General features: G+C 65.9%; 20 protein-coding genes, 1 tRNA gene and 1 riboswitch. Of the genes, 9 read left to right on the forward strand and 12 right to left on the reverse strand.

Annotated elements, in window-relative coordinates:
• The first annotated feature begins 57 nt into the window (after window positions 1-57).
• Both WS96_RS19395 and WS96_RS19400 read left to right on the forward strand, forming a co-directional pair.
• Window positions 58-1,386 (forward strand): aminotransferase class I/II-fold pyridoxal phosphate-dependent enzyme, encoded by a 1,329-nt coding sequence (locus WS96_RS19395; RefSeq protein WP_059834644.1) that lies wholly within the window; start codon window positions 58-60, stop codon window positions 1,384-1,386.
• The gene (locus WS96_RS19400; protein WP_059834646.1) at window positions 1,383-2,084 is read left to right on the forward strand and encodes a GNAT family N-acetyltransferase; all 702 of its coding nucleotides are present in this window, start codon (window positions 1,383-1,385) and stop codon (window positions 2,082-2,084) included. The genes WS96_RS19395 and WS96_RS19400 overlap by 4 nt, the downstream gene beginning before the upstream one ends.
• Window positions 2,085-2,174: 90 nt before the next feature.
• On the opposite strand, the gene cysC is transcribed toward WS96_RS19400, so the two are convergent.
• The 3 genes from cysC to WS96_RS19415 all read right to left on the reverse strand — a co-directional run bounded on the left by cysC (window position 2,175) and on the right by WS96_RS19415 (window position 4,824).
• Window positions 2,175-2,738 carry an adenylyl-sulfate kinase gene (gene cysC / locus WS96_RS19405; protein WP_059834648.1) on the reverse strand — a complete coding sequence of 188 codons (564 nt, stop codon included), beginning with the start codon at window positions 2,736-2,738 and terminating at the stop codon, window positions 2,175-2,177.
• Window positions 2,739-3,474: 736 nt separating this feature from the next.
• A complete protein-coding gene (locus WS96_RS19410; RefSeq protein WP_059824618.1) occupies window positions 3,475-4,308 on the reverse strand; it encodes a class II glutamine amidotransferase in 834 nt (277 codons plus the stop codon).
• Between the two features lie 186 nt (window positions 4,309-4,494).
• The gene (locus tag WS96_RS19415) at window positions 4,495-4,824 is read right to left on the reverse strand and encodes a carboxymuconolactone decarboxylase family protein (protein ID WP_006484989.1); all 330 of its coding nucleotides are present in this window, start codon (window positions 4,822-4,824) and stop codon (window positions 4,495-4,497) included.
• Window positions 4,825-4,953: 129 nt separating this feature from the next.
• Between WS96_RS19415 and WS96_RS19420 the strand changes: the two genes are divergently transcribed.
• Both WS96_RS19420 and yiaA read left to right on the forward strand, forming a co-directional pair.
• A complete protein-coding gene (locus WS96_RS19420; RefSeq protein WP_059834650.1) occupies window positions 4,954-5,922 on the forward strand; it encodes a cupin domain-containing protein in 969 nt (322 codons plus the stop codon).
• Between the two features lie 80 nt (window positions 5,923-6,002).
• The gene (gene yiaA / locus WS96_RS19425; RefSeq protein ID WP_059834652.1) at window positions 6,003-6,446 is read left to right on the forward strand and encodes an inner membrane protein YiaA; all 444 of its coding nucleotides are present in this window, start codon (window positions 6,003-6,005) and stop codon (window positions 6,444-6,446) included.
• 311 nt (window positions 6,447-6,757) lie between these two features.
• On the opposite strand, the gene WS96_RS19430 is transcribed toward yiaA, so the two are convergent.
• The 9 genes from WS96_RS19430 to WS96_RS19470 all read right to left on the reverse strand — a co-directional run bounded on the left by WS96_RS19430 (window position 6,758) and on the right by WS96_RS19470 (window position 13,322).
• A tRNA-Lys gene (locus WS96_RS19430) sits at window positions 6,758-6,834 on the reverse strand.
• A 108-nt stretch (window positions 6,835-6,942) separates the two neighbouring features.
• Complete coding sequence (gene ybgF, locus WS96_RS19435) at window positions 6,943-7,692, reverse strand: tol-pal system protein YbgF (RefSeq protein WP_011544679.1); 750 nt, start codon at window positions 7,690-7,692, stop codon at window positions 6,943-6,945.
• Between the two features lie 19 nt (window positions 7,693-7,711).
• A complete protein-coding gene (gene pal, locus WS96_RS19440) occupies window positions 7,712-8,224 on the reverse strand; it encodes a peptidoglycan-associated lipoprotein Pal (RefSeq protein ID WP_006484980.1) in 513 nt (170 codons plus the stop codon).
• A 17-nt stretch (window positions 8,225-8,241) separates the two neighbouring features.
• Window positions 8,242-9,537, reverse strand: a complete 1,296-nt coding sequence (gene tolB, locus WS96_RS19445; RefSeq protein ID WP_034206517.1) for a Tol-Pal system beta propeller repeat protein TolB — start codon at window positions 9,535-9,537, stop codon at window positions 8,242-8,244.
• A 109-nt stretch (window positions 9,538-9,646) separates the two neighbouring features.
• Window positions 9,647-10,702 carry a cell envelope integrity protein TolA gene (gene tolA, locus WS96_RS19450; RefSeq protein ID WP_034206518.1) on the reverse strand — a complete coding sequence of 352 codons (1,056 nt, stop codon included), beginning with the start codon at window positions 10,700-10,702 and terminating at the stop codon, window positions 9,647-9,649.
• Window positions 10,699-11,148, reverse strand: coding sequence for a protein TolR (gene tolR / locus WS96_RS19455; RefSeq protein WP_006484943.1), 450 nt, complete (start codon window positions 11,146-11,148; stop codon window positions 10,699-10,701). Before tolR ends, tolA begins: the two co-directional genes overlap by 4 nt.
• 10 nt (window positions 11,149-11,158) lie before the next feature.
• Window positions 11,159-11,836, reverse strand: coding sequence for a protein TolQ (tolQ, locus tag WS96_RS19460; RefSeq protein ID WP_027783647.1), 678 nt, complete (start codon window positions 11,834-11,836; stop codon window positions 11,159-11,161).
• A gap of 144 nt (window positions 11,837-11,980) precedes the next feature.
• Window positions 11,981-12,469, reverse strand: coding sequence for a tol-pal system-associated acyl-CoA thioesterase (gene ybgC, locus WS96_RS19465; RefSeq protein WP_059834654.1), 489 nt, complete (start codon window positions 12,467-12,469; stop codon window positions 11,981-11,983).
• Between the two features lie 106 nt (window positions 12,470-12,575).
• Window positions 12,576-13,322, reverse strand: a complete 747-nt coding sequence (locus tag WS96_RS19470; protein WP_059834656.1) for an SDR family NAD(P)-dependent oxidoreductase — start codon at window positions 13,320-13,322, stop codon at window positions 12,576-12,578.
• A 180-nt stretch (window positions 13,323-13,502) separates the two neighbouring features.
• Window positions 13,503-13,603, forward strand: a riboswitch (ZMP/ZTP riboswitch).
• 137 nt (window positions 13,604-13,740) lie between these two features.
• On the opposite strand from WS96_RS19470, the gene glyA reads away from it, so the two are divergent.
• From glyA to WS96_RS19495, 5 genes are all read left to right on the forward strand, one after another.
• On the forward strand, window positions 13,741-14,988 hold the full coding sequence (gene glyA / locus WS96_RS19475) for a serine hydroxymethyltransferase (RefSeq protein ID WP_034206521.1): 1,248 nt from the start codon (window positions 13,741-13,743) through the stop codon (window positions 14,986-14,988).
• 6 nt (window positions 14,989-14,994) lie between these two features.
• Complete coding sequence (gene nrdR / locus WS96_RS19480; protein WP_034206522.1) at window positions 14,995-15,474, forward strand: transcriptional regulator NrdR; 480 nt, start codon at window positions 14,995-14,997, stop codon at window positions 15,472-15,474.
• Between the two features lie 153 nt (window positions 15,475-15,627).
• Window positions 15,628-16,191, forward strand: coding sequence for a GspH/FimT family pseudopilin (locus WS96_RS19485; RefSeq protein ID WP_059834658.1), 564 nt, complete (start codon window positions 15,628-15,630; stop codon window positions 16,189-16,191).
• A 5-nt stretch (window positions 16,192-16,196) separates the two neighbouring features.
• Window positions 16,197-16,598, forward strand: coding sequence for a type IV pilus modification PilV family protein (locus WS96_RS19490; protein ID WP_080747735.1), 402 nt, complete (start codon window positions 16,197-16,199; stop codon window positions 16,596-16,598).
• Window positions 16,588-17,421: a type IV pilus assembly protein gene (locus tag WS96_RS19495; RefSeq protein ID WP_059834660.1), complete on the forward strand. Its 834-nt coding sequence runs from the start codon at window positions 16,588-16,590 to the stop codon at window positions 17,419-17,421. The genes WS96_RS19490 and WS96_RS19495 overlap by 11 nt, the downstream gene beginning before the upstream one ends.
• Window positions 17,422-17,515 lie beyond the last annotated feature (94 nt).

Consider the following 17,515-nt stretch of genomic DNA (forward strand, 5'->3'; position numbering starts at 1 on the left):
TCTTTTAAAAATACGCGGCGTAACATAGCGTCTTTTCGAGATATAGCGAAGGAAGCAATGGCACTGGGAGAGCATCTTCGCCAGCAACTGGCGGCGAAAGCGCTGAAACGGCAACTGGAGCGCGCGACCGACGCCGCGGCGGCGCCCGGCGTGCCGGGCACGCCGGCGGTGCAGGCCGCGTCGGCGCGCAGCCGCTTCGAATCGATGCCGCAGTATCAGCAGGTCCGGATCATGCGCGAGATGGGCGAGAAGCTGCGGGTCGACTCGCCGTTTTTCCGCGTGCACGACGGTGTCGCCGGAGCGACCACGCAGATCGGCGGCCGCGAATACCTGAACTTCGCGAATTACAACTACCTGGGCCTGGCCGGCGATCCGGCGGTGTCCGCGCGCGCGAAGGCCGCGATCGACCGCTACGGCACGTCGGCCTCGGCGAGCCGGATGGTCGCGGGCGAGCGGCCGGTGCAGCGCGAGCTCGAGCGGGCGCTGGCCGGGTTCTACGAGACCGACGACTGCGTCGCGTTCGTGAGCGGCCATGCGACCAACGTGACCGTGATCGGCGCGCTGTTCGGCCCGGGCGACCTGGTGGTCCACGACGCGCTCGCGCACAACAGCATCGTGCAGGGCGCGCAGTTGAGCGGCGCGAAGCGGCTGAGCTTCGCGCACAACGACTGGCAGGCGCTCGACGAGCTGCTGTCGCGCGTGCGCCGCGAATACCGGCACGTGCTGATCGCGATCGAAGGGCTGTACAGCATGGACGGCGATTTCCCCGACCTGCAGCGCTTCGTCGACGTGAAGACACGCCACGGGGCATTCCTGCTGGTCGACGAGGCGCATTCGCTCGGCGTGCTCGGCGCGACCGGCAAGGGCATCCGCGAGCATGCCGGCGTCGCGCCCGACCAGGTCGACATGTGGATGGGCACGATGAGCAAGACGCTGGCCAGTTGCGGCGGGTTCATCGCCGGCTGCCAGCCGCTCGTCGACATGTTGCGCCATCTGGCGCCGGGCTTCCTGTACAGCGTCGGGCTCGCGCCGACGCTCGCCGCGGCGTCGCTGGCCGCGCTCGAACGCCTGCAGGCCGAGCCGGAGCGCGTCGCACAACTGCAGGCGCGCGGGCGGCAGTTCCTGACCGAGGCGCGTGCTGCCGGCCTGAATACGGGCACGAGCGCCGGGTATGCGGTCGTGCCGGTGATCACGGGCAGCTCGCTGAAGGCCGCCCAGTGGGCGAATGCGATGTTCGACGAAGGGATCAACGTGCAGCCGATCTTCTATCCGGCCGTCGAGGAAAAGGCCGCGCGGCTGCGCTTTTTCATCTGTTCGACGCATGAGCCGGAGCAGATCGGTCGGGCGGTTGCCGTGTTGTCGCGTCTTGCAGGGCGCAGTGCGTGACGCGGGACGCCGCGGTTTCGCAAGCCGTCCCGCGCGCCGGCGAACCGGCGCGGTTTCGCGCGGCCGATGCGGATGACGCGGCAGCATGCGCGCCGCTCGTGTTTGCGTCCGGTGTGGCCGAATTCGGCTTCTTTCTTGGCGAAAGCGACGCGCGCTGCATCGCTTTCCTGCAACAGGCATTCCGGTCGCGCCACGGACGTTTCTCGTGGCGCCGGCATCGCGTCGCAGTCGCCGACGATGGCACGGTGCTCGCGGTGATGGCGATTCACGACGGGCGGCGGACGACGTTCGACGACGTGCACGTCGTGTGGGCATTGATGCGCTTCTTTGGGCTGCGCCGTACGATCGGCCAGCTGCTACGCGGGCTGGTGCTCGAGACAGAGATTCCGGCGCCGAAGCGTTCGCAGATTTTGATCGCACATTGCGCGACGGACGCGCGCCAGCGCGGCACGGGCATCTTCACCGCGCTGTTTCGCGACGCGCTCGATGCCGGCGCGTTGCCGGCCGACGGCAGCCGTGACGTCGTGCTCGACGTGCTGACGTGCAACGTGCGCGCCCGCGCGCTGTACGAACGCCTCGGGTTCGTGGCGCTACCGCGGCTGCGCGCGCGTTCGCGCAGGTTGCCGGGCGAGCTTGATTCGATTCGGATGCGGTTTGATCGTCGCGGCCAACCAAGACAGCGGGCCGATGTGGCGTAACGCGGGCAGTTCAACCGCCGGTCGCCACAATAGCGCGCCGAAAAAGAAGAAGGGAGCGGGGGCGCTGGCGGCCCGGTGGCCGCGCCAGTATCAGCCGTTCAACGGCAATTTCTGCATGATCGCGTGCACGCATTCCAGCGGACTTGCTTCGCCCGTGCGCACATGCACATCGGGCAATACCGGTTTTTCATAGGTCGATTCGATGCCCGTGAACTGCCGAATGGTCCCTTGCCGTGCCAACGCATACAGCCCCTTGGGATCGCGCGCTTCCGCCACATCCAGCGCGACGTCGACGAAGACTTCGAAAAACCTGCCCTGCGGAAAACGTGCGCGCGCTTTGGCGCGTGCCTCCCGGAACGGCGAGATCAGCGCAACGATGACGACGAGCCCCGCATCCACCATCAGGCGCGCGACCTCGGCCGTGCGACGAATGTTCTCGTGGCGGTCTGCGTCGCTGAATCCCAGGTCCTGATTCAACCCTTCGCGAAGCTGGTCGCCGTCCAGCAGAAAAGTCCGCAGGCCGCGCGTGTCGAGTTGTTCCTTCAGTAGATTCGAGAGCGTCGATTTGCCGGCACCGGAGACACCGGTGAGCCATACCACGAAGGCATGGTCCTGCTTCATGCTGGAAAGCACGGATTGGTTGCCCGTCAGCATGACAGGGAGTGGGTTTTGGAGATCTTGAGTCATCTCGGAGTCGATGTGCCGGTAACTGCGTCGTTACTTTATTGTGATGCGGATTCATCCGTCGGCGAATTGTAACGTGCCTTTTCAAAATTTGTAACTTGAATATTTTAATCAGGAATAAGCGTTCGCCGTCGTACGGCGCGACGATGTGCTGTCCCCTCCATCAGGTAATGATTGCCGATTCGCCGTAATAATTCGAAATGACGGCGTGTCGCCGACGCGATGGAAGGTGCGTACAATATCGCCCCCGTTTTATCGCCCGCTGGATTTTCGGTGTGTCCCGATCACGCCCGTGCCACGAGGGCAATGGGGCAGACGATTTGCGTCGGAATTCGTTGGAAGAATGGTGACGATTGTTCGTCGACGTGTCGCGGAATTCCTCGTACCTATGTTGTCGCGCGTACGTCGATTATCGCCCTGGATTCCTGGCCGGAATCAAATCGCAAGAGTATTAATTTTTTATTCGGCGAAAATTTCAGTAGTGCGCAGGTCTGCTTTCGTCATGCGATTCCGTCGCTCATTATCGAATTGGGGAATTATCCCAGGCCCGTTGCCCGATCGTATTCGTCGGGAGATGATTCGTATCGCTTTCGATTGATTCGGCGGTACCGATCGCCGGTCCGTCAAAACGGATCGCCGCAATTGCCGTATCGCGCCGAAGTATTCGACATTCGGATGCGCTCGCTTTCGTCAGGACTGCGGCATGTCACTTGTGCCGCGGCCCGAACGGCCGCTGCTGCACGTCGGCGCCGTGCGCGACGATCGCCATCCCTTCCGGCACTTCCTCCCATGCGCCGCGCAGGTCGACGAGCGGCTCCGACACGACCATGAACGCATCGTCGCCGGCTTCGGCGATACGCGGATTATGCGGATACAACTCGTGCAGGTGCTTGAACGACGTGCTGTGGAACAGCGATCGCGATTGCCGTTCGCTCGAGTAACGCACCGCGACGATCCGTTCGCCATCGGTCGCGCAGATCGTCATGTTGAGCGGGTCGGCGACGCGATGCCGCGCGGCGGTTTCCTCCACCACGCCGACCATCCGTTCGAGCGCCGGCAGCGGCGCCTGCTCGAGACCGTACGTCAGCGCGAGACGGAACATCAGCTCGGAGTCGGTCGAGCCTTCGAGCGTCGGGAACAGCGCGGGATCGACCTTCATCGTCAGGTCGCGACGCAGCTTGTGGAAGTCGCGGATCAGCCCGTTGTGCGCGAACAGCCAGCGACCGTGACGGAACGGATGGCAGTTGGTTTCCTGCACGGGCGTGTCGGTTGCCGCGCGAATATGTGCGACGAACATTCGCGAGCGGATCGCACGCGCGGCTTCACGCAGGTTGCGGTCGTTCCACGCGGGATGCACGGAGCGATAGCGGAACGGGAGTTCGTCGGGGTGCCCGTACCAGCCGATGCCGAAGCCGTCGCCGTTGGTGGTCGTCGCGCCCAGCTCCGAATGCAGGCTCTGGTCGATCAGCGAATGCTTCGCGCGGAACAGCACGGTTTCCAGATGGATCGGATTACCTGTATAGGCGAGCCAGCGGCACATGGAGCGCTCCTTCACGATGTATCGTTCGCGCATGGTAGCCGACTCCGCGACGCTTACGCGCCCAGGCGAGTCACCCGCACGCGCTTCGTACATCGCCGTCCGCGCGATGCGCGATCGCCCGGCCATGCGGCCGGGCGCAACACGACAAATACGGTGCGGCCCGACGGCAGTGCCGCAGCCGCCGGCTCAATCGCCGAGCGCGTCCATCACACGCGCCGAATAGACGAGCGCCGCGCCCGCATTCAACGCAATCGCGACGCCGAGCGCTTCCGCCACTTCCTCCTTGGTCGCGCCATGCTTGGCCGCTTCGGCCGTATGCACGGCGATACAGCCGTCGCAGCGCGTCGTGACGGCCACCGCGAGTGCGATCAGTTCGCGTGTCTTCGCGTCGAGATGGCCGGTCTTGGCGCCTGCGCCGGACAGCGCCTTGTAGCCGGCCAGCGTATCGGGCGACAGCTTGGCGATGTCGCCGATACGCGTCGAGAGTTCCTTCCGGTATTCGTTCCAGTTCAGCATGATGCGTCCTTGTCGAGAAGAGTGAGGAGGGCGGCGGGTGCCGCGATCTCGGGCGATGCAGGGCTATTCTGATCGCTCGCGCTGATAGTTTCGATACGCTAGAGTGTCGATTTTTAGCGCAATCGTCTCATGGATGCATTGAGTCAACTGCTGTCGCTCGGTCGCAGCCATGTCGAGCTCGACGTGCGCTGCCTGCTCGACGGCCCGTTCGCGATGCCGCACGACCCGCTGCCGCCCGGCGAGGCGGCGTTCCATCTGGTGCTGGCCGGAACCTGCCGGCTGCGTGCCGCCGACGGGCGCACGCTGGAACTCGCGGACGGCGATTTCGTACTGCTGCCCGCCGGCGGCGCGCACGACCTGCTCGACGCGGCGGGCAGCCGGTCGAAGCCGCTCGTGCCGCTGCGCGATTCGAGTGCCGACGACGGCGCGGTGCTGCCGGTCAAGTCGAATCTCGATCCGGCCGACCCGGGCAGCGCGAGCGTGGATCTGCTCTGCGGACGGTTCGTCTATGCGCGCGGCGCGGGCGAACTGCTGATGCGCACGCTGCCGCAGGTGTTGCACGTCGGCTTGCGCGACGCATCGGGCGCCGCGCCGCTGCAACTGCTGACGAGCGTGCTGCGTACCGAGGCGTCGAACATGCAGCCGGGCGCCGGCGCGATCGTGAACGCGCTCGGGCAGACGCTGCTCGCGTATGCACTGCGTGCATACGGCCGCGGCGCGCGCGTGCCGTCCGGCTGGCTCGCGCTGGCGGCCGATGCGCGCCTCGGCCCGTCGGTCCGGGCCGTGCTGCAGGCGCCGGCGCAACCGTGGACGGTCGAATCGCTCGGCGCCGCGGCGGCGATGTCGCGCGCGACCTATGCGAGGCATTTCCGCGAGAAGGCCGGGATGAGTGTCGGCGCATTCGTCGCGCAGATCAGGATGATGCATGCGTGCGCGCTGCTGCAGGACACGCAGCGCGGGCAGGCGGAAATCGGGCAGGCGGTCGGCTACCAGTCCGAGGCCGCATTCGGCAAGGCGTTTCGCGCGGTGCTCGGCACGACGCCGGGGCGCTGGCGGCGCGCGGCGCGAAACGTGAACCTGCGAGCGCGCGCGTCGTGACGCGCGCCAAAGCTGCTACCATGCGCAAAACGCTGTTCAACGAAAACGATTTCGAACAACAAGAAAGAGAGGGCAAAGCAATGAACCAGACCACCATCCAGCAACCGTCGTTCGCGTTCGTGGCCGCTTCGTGGGCCGCGCTGCTCGCCGGTTTCGCGGCATTCCTGATCGGGCTCTGGAACGCCGGCATGCAGCTCAACGAGAAGGGCTACTACTTCACCGTGCTGGTGTTCGGCCTCTATGCGGCGATCTCGCTGCAGAAGAGCGTGCGCGACCGCGCGGAAGGCATTCCCGTCACCGGCATCTACTACGGTCTCAGCTGGATCGCGCTGCTGCTGTCGATCGCGCTGCTGATCGTTGGCCTGTTCAACGCGACGCTTCAATTGAGCGAGAAGGGCTTTTACGCGATGTCGTTCGTGCTCGCGCTGTTCGGTTCGGTGGCCGTGCAGAAGAACACGCGCGATTTGCAGAACGCGAAGCCGCGCTATACCGACGCCGAGTCCGCGCCGTCGATCCAGGAGTGAAGGCACGCGCTGCGGGCGCTCGCCGAGGCCGCCCGTTGCGCGATGAGGCCCGCGGCGGAACGTATCCATCGGGGCGCCGCAGCTCGACCGTCCGTTCGTTTCATCCATGCCGTCGCGCAGGGCGATGGTGATGTTCTGGATACCGAACTTTGTGGCCGTACTGAGTACGTGCGACGGTTGGGTGGCGTGACGAGTCAGGCCGATCCGGCTGACCCACGGCGAGCCTATCGGGGACGTCGGCGTGCGACACAAAAGCGGCAGACGCAAAAAAGCCTCCGCGAAGGAGGCTTGTTTGCACTATCGAAGATAGTTGGTAGGGTGGGAGGGACTCGAACCCTCGACTCTCTGATTAAAAGTCAGATACTCTAACCAACTGAGTTACCACCCCACGTTCTTGAAACCGGTCGGTTCGTTGCTTCAGCAACTTGGGCAACGACCTAAAGAGCAAAAGATTATAGCGACGGGTTGCAGGGCTGTCAACAACCCGTCACGATAATTATTTGATCGTTTCGAGCTTGCCCTGCGCCGTCTGCGCCGCGTTCGACCCGGCGTACTGCGACACGACCTGCTCGAACGTCTTCTTCGCGGCCGCCTTCTGGCCTTGCTCGAGCTGGTTCGTGCCGATCGCCACGAGGGCGTCGGCCGCGCGCGGGTGCTGCGGGAACTTGCTGACGATCCCTTGCCACGTCGCGGTCGAACCGCGGTAGTCGCGCAGCGCGTATTGCGCGTTGCCGTACCAGTACTGCGCGGTCGGCTGATAGGGGCTCTGCGGATACTTCGCGATGAACGCACGGAACGAAGCCGCCGCCGCCTTGAAGTTGCCGTTGCGGAACTGCTGCTGCGCCGCGCTGAGCGCATCCGTTTCACCCGGCTGCACGGTGCCTTCGACACCATCGATCGTCGCCTGCTGCGGCTCGAACTTCTTGAGCCGTGTGTCGAGATCCTGGTAGTACTCCTTCTGCTGCCGCTCGAGCGTCGTCAGCCGGTTCGTCAGATCCTCGTTCTCGCCGCGCAGCGTCGCGACCTGCTGATTCAGCTGGTCGATACGGCCGGATTGATCGAGGATCGTACGCTGGGCGGCCGACAACTGGCTCGACAGGTTGTCGCTCTTGCTGCGCAGATCGAGTACGGCACGGCGCGCTTCGTTGTCGTCGAACATGCCGGCGTGCGCCGGCGCGGCCGACCACGCCGCGCCCGCGACGCAGAATGCTGCGGCAACGCGCAGCCAGGTTAAACGGTGCGTCATACGGCGATTCTTCCGTTACTTACTGTTGGTAGACGAGGTCGGCGCGACGGTTCTGCGCCCACGATGCTTCGTCGTGACCCGTTGCCTGCGGCTTTTCCTTGCCGAGGCTCACGGCTTCCATTTGCGAATCGTTCACGCCGAGCAGGGCCATCGCACGGCGGACGGCTTCCGCACGCTTCTGGCCCAGCGCGAGGTTGTACTCGCTCGTGCCGCGTTCGTCGGTGTTGCCCTGGATCAGCACGTGGCGTTGCGGGTGGCTCTTCAGGTACTGCGCGTGCTGCTGCATCAGCGGCTGGTACTCGTCCTTCACCGAATAGCTGTCGAAATCGAAGTAGATGCTGCGCTTCGCGAGCGGGCTGTTCGGGTCGTTCAGCGGATCGACGTTCACTTGCGCGACGTTGTCGGCGCTCGGCTGCGTGCTGACTGCGCCCGCGTTGTTCGCCTTGTCGTCGAGCTTGACGCCCGACTTGCACGCTGCGAGCGCGCTGATCATCATCACGGCCAGGGCCAGACGAGCTTTATTCGACATCATGGTTACTCTCCTTGTGGTCATTGCATGAAGGGCCCCCACGACGGCTCGCGAACGGAGCCGCCCTGGACGGACAGGATCTGCGGCGGCGCGCTGCCGTCGGAGGGCACTGCAGCCAGAACGTTGCGACCGCCCGACTGGGTCGCGTACAGAAGGTACTGGCCGTTTGCCGCGAAGCTCGGCGATTCGTCGCGATTGGTATTCGTGATGGCGTTCGCCGCGCCGGTCTGCAGATCCTGAACGTACAGCTTGAAGCCCCCACCCGTGCGGGAGATGTAAGCGAGCAGCTTGCCGTCCGGGCTCACGCGCGGGCTCGTGTTGTAGCTGCCGGTGAAGGTCACGCGCTGCGCGGCACCGGCGCTTTCGCCCTGTGCGGGCATCCGGTAGATTTGCGGCGCACCGCCACGGTCGCTCGTGAAGTAGATCCAGCGGCCGTCCGGCGAGTAGAACGGTTCGGTATCGATCGAGCTGCTCTGCGTGAGACGGCGCAGGCCGCCGCCGTTCGCGTTGACCGTATAGATTTGCGTATTGCCCGTCAGCGACAGCGCGACCGCGAGCGTGTTGCTGTCCGGCGACCACGCCGGTGCGCTGTTGTTGCCCTTCTGGTCGGAGACCATGTAGCGTTTGCCGGTCGGCAGGTCATGGATGTAGACGATCGGCTTCTTGCGCTCGAACGACACGTACGCGACCTTCGTGCCGCTCGGCGACCAGGCCGGCGAGATGATCGGTTCGGTGCTCGACAGCGCGATGCGCGCGTTCTGGCCGTCCGAATCCGAAATCTGCAACTGGTAGCGGTTGCCGGTCTTGATCACGTACGACAGGCGCGTGGCGAACACGCCGCGCACGCCGAGCAGCTTCTGGTAGATGTAGTCGGCGATCTTGTGGCCGGCCGTGCGCAGCGTGGTGTCGGTGGCCGTCAGCGACAGGCCGCCGAGGCTTTGCTGCTTCACGGTGTCGTACAGGATGAAGTTGACCTTGTACTGGCCGTTTGCGTCGCGGTTCACGCTGCCGGCCACGAACGCATTCGCGCCCTTGGCCTTCCATGCGCCGAGATCGACCGATGCGGTCTCCGGCACGGGCGTGCTGCCGGCGTCGATGTTGGTGAATTTGCCGCTGCGGGCGAGGTCGGCGCGCACGATCGACGTGACCTGCTGCGGCAGGTTCGCCTCGTTCGTGAAATTCGCGGTGGCGATGGGGAACTGGGTCGACCCGACACCGGTGATCAGCACGTTGACCTGGGCGTTAGCGGCGCTGCCGGCCGTAATCAGACACGAGGCCACGAGTGCCCTGAAACCTAGCTTTGTCATCAAACTCATGCTTCTTGCTTCCCGTATGGCTTGGATCGCTGCGCAACGGCAGAGACAGTAAAAATACCCGATTCGTTCCCATCTGACAGCGACGCCCGGAGTGTAAGCGCATTTCGTTTCACTCCGCCGCCTTGAAGGTGATCGTAATGTCAGACGGGGTACGACCGTTAGAATCGGGCGGCAACGGGACCGATGCGTGGATCGCATTGACCACGGCTTGATCCCACCCCGAATTCCCGCTCGAGCGGGAGACCGATGCGCTCAATACGTCACCGGACGGCGTGCACCGAATCTTGACGACGGTGGTCAGGCCTGCCCGCTCGCCGCCCCAAACGATGTTCGGCTTGACGCGGCGGCGCACCTTGTCGGCATAGCCGGGCGTGGCGGCATTGCCGCCGGAGCCCGTGCCCGTGCCGCTTTTCGCGAGGCCTTCGCCGCCGCCTTCGCCGGCGCCGGACAGCCCCTGCAGCTGCGCGAGGCGCGCACTGCGCTCGCGGTCGAGCTTCGCGTTCGCCGCCGCATTGGCCTTCGCGCGCGCCGCGGCTTCGGCCTTCGCCTTGGCCTGCGCTTCCGCCTTTGCCTTCGCGGCTGCGTCGGCCTTCGCCTTCGCCGCCTGCTGCGCTTCGAGCTGAGCCTGCTTTTGCTGCTGGAGTTTCTGCTGTTCGAGCTTCTGCTGCTCGGCGAGCTGCTGTTGCTTGAGTTTCTCGGCCTGCTTCTGTTTGTCGCGTTCCGCGGCTTTCTGGGCGGCGAGCGCGGCGGCCTGTTGCGCGGCGAGCTGTGCGCGGCGCGCTTCCTCTTCCTGCTGGGCCTTCAGTTGCTGCGCGCGGCGCTGCTGCTCGAGCTGCGCTTCGCGCGCGGCCGCTTCCTGCTGACGTTTCTTCTGCTGCAGCGCGATGTCGGCCTGCTCGTCGCGCACCGGGGGAGGGGGCGGCGCGACCTTCGCGGGCGGCGTGGGCGCGACGACGGGCCGCGGTGCGGGGACGTCGGGCACTTCGGTCCACAGCTCGGCTTCGGCGCCGGCCGGCGTGCTGTTCTGCCACTGCACGCCGTGATAGAGGAACAGCGCGAGCAGCACGTGCATCAGCGCGGCGAGCGCGAACGCGCGCCACGTCCCACGCTCGCGGGGAGGCTGGAGCGGGTACGCGGATCTGCGCGTGGATTGCTGCCGGTTCATTGCGATTTGACGAGGAGGCCGACGCGCTTGACGCCGCGCGCCTTCAGATCGGACATCACGGTCATGACGGCATCGTACTGCACGGTCTTGTCGGCTGCGATCACGACCGGCTGGTCAGGGTGATCGGCCTGCCGGGCCGAGATGAAGCTGTCGAGCTCGGCCTTCGTCATCGTGTCTTCCTGGGTCGCGCCCGAGTCGCCCTTGTACTTGACGCTCATCGTGCGGTCGGCCTTGATGTTGACGACGACAGGCGGCGTCTGCTCCTGCGGCGCGGCGTTGCCGACGGTCGGCAGGTTGATGATCGACGGCGCGACGAGCGGTGCGGTGACCATGAAGATCACGAGCAGCACCAGCATCACGTCGATGTACGGCACGACGTTGATGTCGGCCATCGCGCGGCGTGAGCGGCCGCCGCGCATGCTGGATCGGATGGGGCTTCCTGCCATGGCGCGCTCCTTACTGGGCCTGACGCTGCAGGATGTTCGAGAACTCTTCGATGAAGGTCTCGAAGCGGATCGCGAGGCGGTCGATGTCGTGCGCGTAGCGGTTGTACGCGACCACCGCCGGAATCGCGGCGAACAGGCCGATCGCGGTGGCGACGAGCGCCTCGGCGATACCGGGCGCGACGTTCGCGAGCGTGGCCTGCTGCACGTTCGCGAGGCCGCGGAACGAGTTCATGATCCCCCAGACCGTGCCGAACAGACCGATGTACGGGCTGACCGAGCCGACCGACGCGAGGAACGCGAGGTTGGCTTCGAGCACGTCCATTTCACGCTGGAACGACGCACGCATCGCGCGGCGCGCACCGTCGAGCACGAGGCCCGGATCGCTGAGGCGTTTTTCCTTCGCCTTGAGGAATTCGCGCATCCCCGATTCGAAGATCCGCTCGAGTGCGCCGATCGTGTGGCGGTTGTTGGCTGCGCTCTGATACAGCGCCTGCAGGTCGCCGCCCGACCAGAAATCCTTCTCGAAGCGTTCGGTTTGCGCGCGCGCACGGCGGATCGCGAACCACTTGCGGAAGATGAAGGTCCACGACATCAGCGACAGCAGCAGCAGCAGTCCCATCACGGCCTGGGCCAGCACGCTCGCGTTGAGGACGAGGGAAATGATCGACAGGTCTTGAGCAGTATTCATAGAGGTTTGAGTAACGTCCCTTCGGGAGTGCCCGGCAAGGGCGTCCGGTGTGCGTGCGGCGCGGCGCGCCGGCCATGCCTGACGCCGAACCTTGCTTAGTATCGAATCAGAACGGCAAGTTCATAGGCTGTGTCTAAACGGCGCTCATGCGAGCTTCGTTGACAGGTCAGCCTGCCCGGCGTCGTCGATGACGGGCCCGCGTTGCAGCGCGTCGAGCACGGCCGGCGGGATGGCCGCGGGCCGGATGCCGTGACGGTCGACGCAGCCGAGGCGGATGTGCCCGGCCACGAGCAGCGTGTCGCCACACCAGGCTTCCTGCGTGAATTCCACCGACGCGCGGCCGATGCGCCCGGGCCGGCTCGTGATCGTCAGCGTGTCGTCGAGTCGCGCCGGCGCGCGGTAGTCGAGCGACGTGCTGCGCACGATGAAGATCGCGCCGGTATCGTCGGCGAGCCGGCGCTGGTCGACGCCGCATGCGCGAAGCCACTCGGTGCGGGCGCGCTCGAAGAACTTCAGGTAGTTGGCATAGAAGACGATGCCGCCTGCATCGGTATCCTCGTAGTACACGCGCACCGGCCAGGTAAAGCCGGACAGCGCTTCCGGGGAGCGGGTAGGCTGAGTCATGGCGCGCATTCTACCGGAACGCAGGAACCGGATTCGTAACGGTTTCGTAACGGAATGTAGTACGACGCGACACGCCGCGGGCCGGCCGGAGGCGGCCGCGGCCGTGCGCGATGCGTCAGCCGCGATGGATCGCGAGGCCGGCCGGCGCCTGGGCGACCGGCATCATCTCGATCGTATTGATGTTCACGTGTGCCGGGCGCGTCGCGATCCAGTAGATCGTGTCGGCGATGTCCTCGGACGTGAGCGGCTGGACGTTCTGGTACACGTTCGCGGCCTTCGCGTCGTCGCCGCGGAAGCGGACGTTCGAGAATTCCGTGCCGCCGCACAGGCCCGGCTCGATGTCGGTCACGCGCAACGGCGTGCCGATCAGGTCGGCGCGCAGGTTCAGGCTGAATTGTCGGACAAAAGCCTTGGTTGCGCCGTATACGTTCCCGCCCGGATACGGATAGGTGCCGGCAACCGAACCGAGGTTGAAGATATGGCCGCGGCCGCGCTCGATCATGCCGGGCAGCAGCGCATGCGTGACGGTCACGAGGCCCGAGCAGTTCGTGTCGATCATGGTCTGCCATTCGTCGAGGCTGGCCTTATGGGCCGGCTCGACGCCAAGCGCGAGGCCGGCGTTGTTGACGAGCACGTCGAGCGCCGCGAATTCGACGGGAAGGGCGGCCGGCACGGCTTCGACGGCCGCGCGGTCGCGTACGTCGAGCTCGAGCGGCAGAAGGGCATCGCCGAGCTCGGCGGCGAGCGCATCGAGACGATCCTTGCGGCGCGCGGTCGCGACCACGCGGTGGCCTCCCTTGACGAAGGCTCGGGAGATGGCGGCGCCGAAACCGGCGGACGCGCCTGTGACGAACACGATCATTACTGCTCCTGGTCGGTGACGTGATAGCGGGTGGAATCCTGCAAGCCTACTGAGAATGCCGCACCGCGGCAAGGCGACGAAGCGTTTCGGCACGGGCGCGTAAAACCTGGCCCCAATTGATTCGGGCGCCCCGCCGCGCGGTTGCCTATTCATGACGCATCCAATACACTAATGCGCTCATCACCCCTGCGTGACTGGCGATAGAACCCTTCGGGTTCAAGGTGGAGCATCCCACCGTGAAGCGCGGGGCGCTGTTTTTGCCGTTCGCCTGGGCAGCCGTTGTGCGCCGTCGCGTGCATCGCCGGTGGCTGTCCTGCCTCGCGTCATACGGATTCTTCCGCCACGTCGAGCTGGTCTCGCCAGCAGCGCACCGTACTTGGCCACTCCGGTCAACCTGTACACACTTAACGGAAACCGTATGTTTGACAGAGCCCAAAGCACCATCGCGAACGTCGATCCCGAAATCTTTGCAGCGATCGAGCAGGAAAACCGCCGCCAGGAAGATCACATCGAGCTGATCGCGTCGGAAAACTACACGAGCCCGGCCGTGATGGCCGCGCAAGGCTCGCAGCTCACGAACAAGTACGCGGAAGGGTATCCGGGCAAGCGCTACTACGGCGGCTGCGAGTACGTCGACGTGGTCGAGCAGCTGGCGATCGACCGTGTGAAGCAACTGTTCGGCGCGGAAGCGGCGAACGTGCAGCCGAACTCCGGTTCGCAGGCGAACCAGGGCGTGTTCTTCGCGATGCTCAAGCCGGGCGACACGATCATGGGCATGAGCCTCGCGCATGGCGGCCACCTGACGCACGGCTCGCCGGTGAACATGTCGGGCAAGTGGTTCAACGTGGTGAGCTACGGCCTGAACGAAAACGAAGACATCGACTATGACGCGGCCGAGCAGCTCGCGCAGGAACACAAGCCGAAGCTGATCGTCGCGGGCGCGTCGGCGTTTGCGCTGAAGATCGATTTCGAGCGTCTGGCGAAGATCGCGAAGTCGGTCGGCGCGTACCTGATGGTCGACATGGCCCACTACGCAGGTCTGATCGCGGCGGGCGTGTACCCGAACCCGGTGCCGCACGCGGATTTCGTGACGACGACGACGCACAAGAGCCTGCGCGGCCCGCGCGGCGGCGTGATCCTGATGAAGGCCGAGTACGAGAAGCCGATCAACTCGGCGATCTTCCCGGGGATCCAGGGCGGCCCGCTGATGCACGTGATCGCGGCGAAGGCCGTGGCGTTCAAGGAAGCGCTGTCGCCGGAGTTCAAGGAATATCAGCAGAAGGTCGTCGAGAACGCGCGCGTGCTGGCCGAAACGCTGGTGAAGCGCGGCCTGCGCATCGTGTCGGGCCGTACGGAAAGCCACGTGATGCTGGTCGACCTGCGCGCGAAGAACATCACGGGCAAGGCAGCGGAAGCGGCGCTCGGCGCGGCGCACATCACGGTGAACAAGAACGCGATCCCGAACGACCCGGAAAAGCCGTTCGTGACGAGCGGCATCCGTCTCGGTTCGCCGGCGATGACGACGCGCGGCTTCGGGCCGGCGGAAGCCGAGCAGGTGGGCAACCTGATTGCCGACGTGCTGGAGAACCCGGAAGACGCAGCGACGATCGAGCGCGTGCGCGCGCAGGTCGCCGAGCTGACCAAGCGTTTCCCGGTCTACCGCTGATCGCCGATGCGCTGCCCGTTCTGCCGGCATGACGACACGCAGGTCGTTGACTCGCGCGTGTCCGAGGATGGCGCCGCGATTCGGCGGCGCCGTCGCTGCTCGGCTTGCGACAAGCGTTTCACGACGTACGAGCGGGTCGAGTTGTCCCTGCCGTTCGTCGTGAAGAAGGACGGCAGCCGCACGGAATTCGACCGTCGCAAGATCGTCGCCAGCATGCAACTCGCGCTGCGCAAGCGGCCGGTTGCCGCCGACGCGATCGATGCGGCGGTCGCCCGTATCGAATATCAACTGCTCGCGACTGGCGAGCGCGAAGTGCGTAGCGAGAAGCTGGGCGAACTCGTGATGAACGAGTTGCGCGGCCTCGATACGATCGCCTATGTGCGCTTCGCATCGGTGTATCGCCAGTTCGAGGACGTTTCCGAATTTGCCGACGTGATCGAAGAGTTCCGTCGCACCTCTCCCGCCAAGACCCCACGTAAGCGCTGACGCGCTGCGTTCGTTCATCGTCTGCTCCGTTGGTTCGATTCGCGCCGATTGTGTCGGCTGCGATCGCATGTCGCCAGTCGGCCGTTCGGCCAATGGCGCGCGTCCGCACGCGCCGCTACAGTCGTCGCATCACCGTGGCGGAGGACGATTGCGATGGAACTGGGCGCCCAATCCTTGAAGAATGTGGTGCAACGGCCGGGCGGATTCACGCTCGTCGAGCTGATGGTCGCCATGTCGCTGGCGGCGGGGCTCGCGCTCTATGCGGTCCCCACGTTCGACCAGTGGCGCATGCGCGAAAGAGTGGATGCCCGCTCGCGTGCGCTGCTCGGTGCGCTGTCGTTTGCGCGTGCCGAGGCAACGCGTCTCGGCGCGCGCGTCACGCTGTGCCGTGCCGGGCGCGACGGTGTCTGTCTGCGCGCCGGCGAGCGATGCGAACCGGCCGAATGGTCGTGCGACTGGCTCGTCAGCGGGCTGGTCGACGGGCAATCGCGTGTGCTGCGACGCTACCCGCGCGATGCGGAAGTGGCCGTTTCGGGCGCCGCACATGAGCTTGCGTTTGCGTCGCCGGTCGGACAGTCGATCGGCGGAATCCGGCGCTTCGAGGTGCGTCCGCGGCGCAGTGTGTCCGGCGCCGACGATGCGCACGCGTCGCGTTGCGTGCGGATTGCGGCAGGCGGCCGCGCGCGAGTGGTCGCCGGCCGTTGTGACGCGGCGTGATCGCCATGCGCGATGCCATGCGCGGTACGTCGTTGATCGAGGCGACGCTGGCCATCGCGCTGCTCGCCACCGTCATGCTGGCAGTCGCCGGCAGCCAGCTCGCGATGGCGCGTGCGCAGCGCGCGACGATCTGGCGCGAACGCGCGCTGTGGCTGGCCGACGCGCGTATCGAGCGCTTGCATGCTGCGGCCGCGGCCGACGACGGCCTCGCGGCGCTGGCGGCGGCGTCGTTGCCGGATGGCGCGATGACACTCGCCGGTGGGCCGGGCGGCGTCCGCTATGCGATTGTCCGCTGGCGTGGCGGCAATGGAAGCGCGCCGCCGCGCTGCGACGCGGCGGGAACGTCGACGCGACCGCCATCGTGTGTCCGGATGCCGTTTCGCGAGCGGGCAGGCGATGAACGCTGATCGCCGTACGCGTGGGAATACGCTGCTCGAAGTGCTGATCGCGATGACCGTCGGGCTTCTCGTGCTCGCGGCGGCCGGTGCGCTGTACCACGCGCAGCGCATTGCGCAACGCCGCGCGGAAGACGGGTTCAGGATGCGCGACGCGGCCACTACCGCGCTGATGCTGATCGGTCAGCAGCTCCAGATGGCAGGATTCCGCCCGCTCGATGCCGAAGTGGCATCGTCGTTGCCGCCGGTGTTCGGGTGTTCGGCGGCGCGCGTGCGGGGGAGCGGCGCACAGGTGCGCTGCGAGCCGTCGCGCCTGTCATCGGACGCGTTGCTGATCCGGTATGTCGGCGATGCCGTATCGACGTGGACGACGGTGAGCGGTCAGGCGACGGATTGCCTCGGGCAGGGTGTCGGCGCGCCGGGCGAACCGGCGGCGGTGGAGAATCGCTTCGACGCGCATATCAGTCCGTCGACGGGCGAGCCCGAACTGTATTGCGAAGGAAGCGGCCGGCCGGGTACGCCGCAGCCCGTCGTGGCGGGCATCGACCACTTGCGCATGCGCTATCTGCGTCGCGGCGCCACGCAGTTTGTCGACGCCGATGCGATGCGTGCCGACGACTGGCGCGAGGTCGTGGCCGTGCATGTCTGCGTGCAGGCGCGCGGCGAGTCGATGCGCGAACCGACGCGGCATGTCGACTGCGACGGCCGCGCCACCTTGGCGCCGGACGGCCGTGCACGTTTGACGCTGGATCGAATCGTCGCGTTGCGGAACGTCGCGCTTCCATCCGACGTTGCGTTGCATGATGCAACGCGAGCAAGCGGGGTGGCGCGATGAGCGGAGCAGCGCAGTACGCGCGGGACACCCTCTCCCGATGCGTTGACCCAAGCCACGCGCATGAGCGCACGGTCGCGCGCGGCGGCGACCGGCA

The organism is Burkholderia sp. MSMB1835, assembly GCF_001526365.1.
Classification (GTDB): Bacteria; Pseudomonadota; Gammaproteobacteria; order Burkholderiales; family Burkholderiaceae; genus Burkholderia.

Coding starts and splice junctions, on each gene's coding strand:
- WS96_RS19395 (WP_059834644.1), top strand. CDS start 58: ATGGCACTGGGAGAGCATCTTCGCCAGCAACTGGCGGCGAAAGCGCTG.
- cysC (WP_059834648.1), bottom strand. CDS start 2,738: ATGCTGACGGGCAACCAATCCGTGCTTTCCAGCATGAAGCAGGACCAT.
- WS96_RS19410 (WP_059824618.1), bottom strand. CDS start 4,308: ATGTGCCGCTGGCTCGCCTATACAGGTAATCCGATCCATCTGGAAACC.
- WS96_RS19415 (WP_006484989.1), bottom strand. CDS start 4,824: ATGCTGAACTGGAACGAATACCGGAAGGAACTCTCGACGCGTATCGGC.
- WS96_RS19420 (WP_059834650.1), top strand. CDS start 4,954: ATGGATGCATTGAGTCAACTGCTGTCGCTCGGTCGCAGCCATGTCGAG.
- yiaA (WP_059834652.1), top strand. CDS start 6,003: ATGAACCAGACCACCATCCAGCAACCGTCGTTCGCGTTCGTGGCCGCT.
- ybgF (WP_011544679.1), bottom strand. CDS start 7,692: ATGACGCACCGTTTAACCTGGCTGCGCGTTGCCGCAGCATTCTGCGTC.
- pal (WP_006484980.1), bottom strand. CDS start 8,224: ATGATGTCGAATAAAGCTCGTCTGGCCCTGGCCGTGATGATGATCAGC.
- tolB (WP_034206517.1), bottom strand. CDS start 9,537: ATGAGTTTGATGACAAAGCTAGGTTTCAGGGCACTCGTGGCCTCGTGT.
- tolA (WP_034206518.1), bottom strand. CDS start 10,702: ATGAACCGGCAGCAATCCACGCGCAGATCCGCGTACCCGCTCCAGCCT.
- tolR (WP_006484943.1), bottom strand. CDS start 11,148: ATGGCAGGAAGCCCCATCCGATCCAGCATGCGCGGCGGCCGCTCACGC.
- tolQ (WP_027783647.1), bottom strand. CDS start 11,836: ATGAATACTGCTCAAGACCTGTCGATCATTTCCCTCGTCCTCAACGCG.
- ybgC (WP_059834654.1), bottom strand. CDS start 12,469: ATGCGCGCCATGACTCAGCCTACCCGCTCCCCGGAAGCGCTGTCCGGC.
- WS96_RS19470 (WP_059834656.1), bottom strand. CDS start 13,322: ATGATCGTGTTCGTCACAGGCGCGTCCGCCGGTTTCGGCGCCGCCATC.
- glyA (WP_034206521.1), top strand. CDS start 13,741: ATGTTTGACAGAGCCCAAAGCACCATCGCGAACGTCGATCCCGAAATC.
- nrdR (WP_034206522.1), top strand. CDS start 14,995: ATGCGCTGCCCGTTCTGCCGGCATGACGACACGCAGGTCGTTGACTCG.
- WS96_RS19485 (WP_059834658.1), top strand. CDS start 15,628: ATGGAACTGGGCGCCCAATCCTTGAAGAATGTGGTGCAACGGCCGGGC.
- WS96_RS19490 (WP_080747735.1), top strand. CDS start 16,197: ATGCGCGATGCCATGCGCGGTACGTCGTTGATCGAGGCGACGCTGGCC.
- WS96_RS19495 (WP_059834660.1), top strand. CDS start 16,588: ATGAACGCTGATCGCCGTACGCGTGGGAATACGCTGCTCGAAGTGCTG.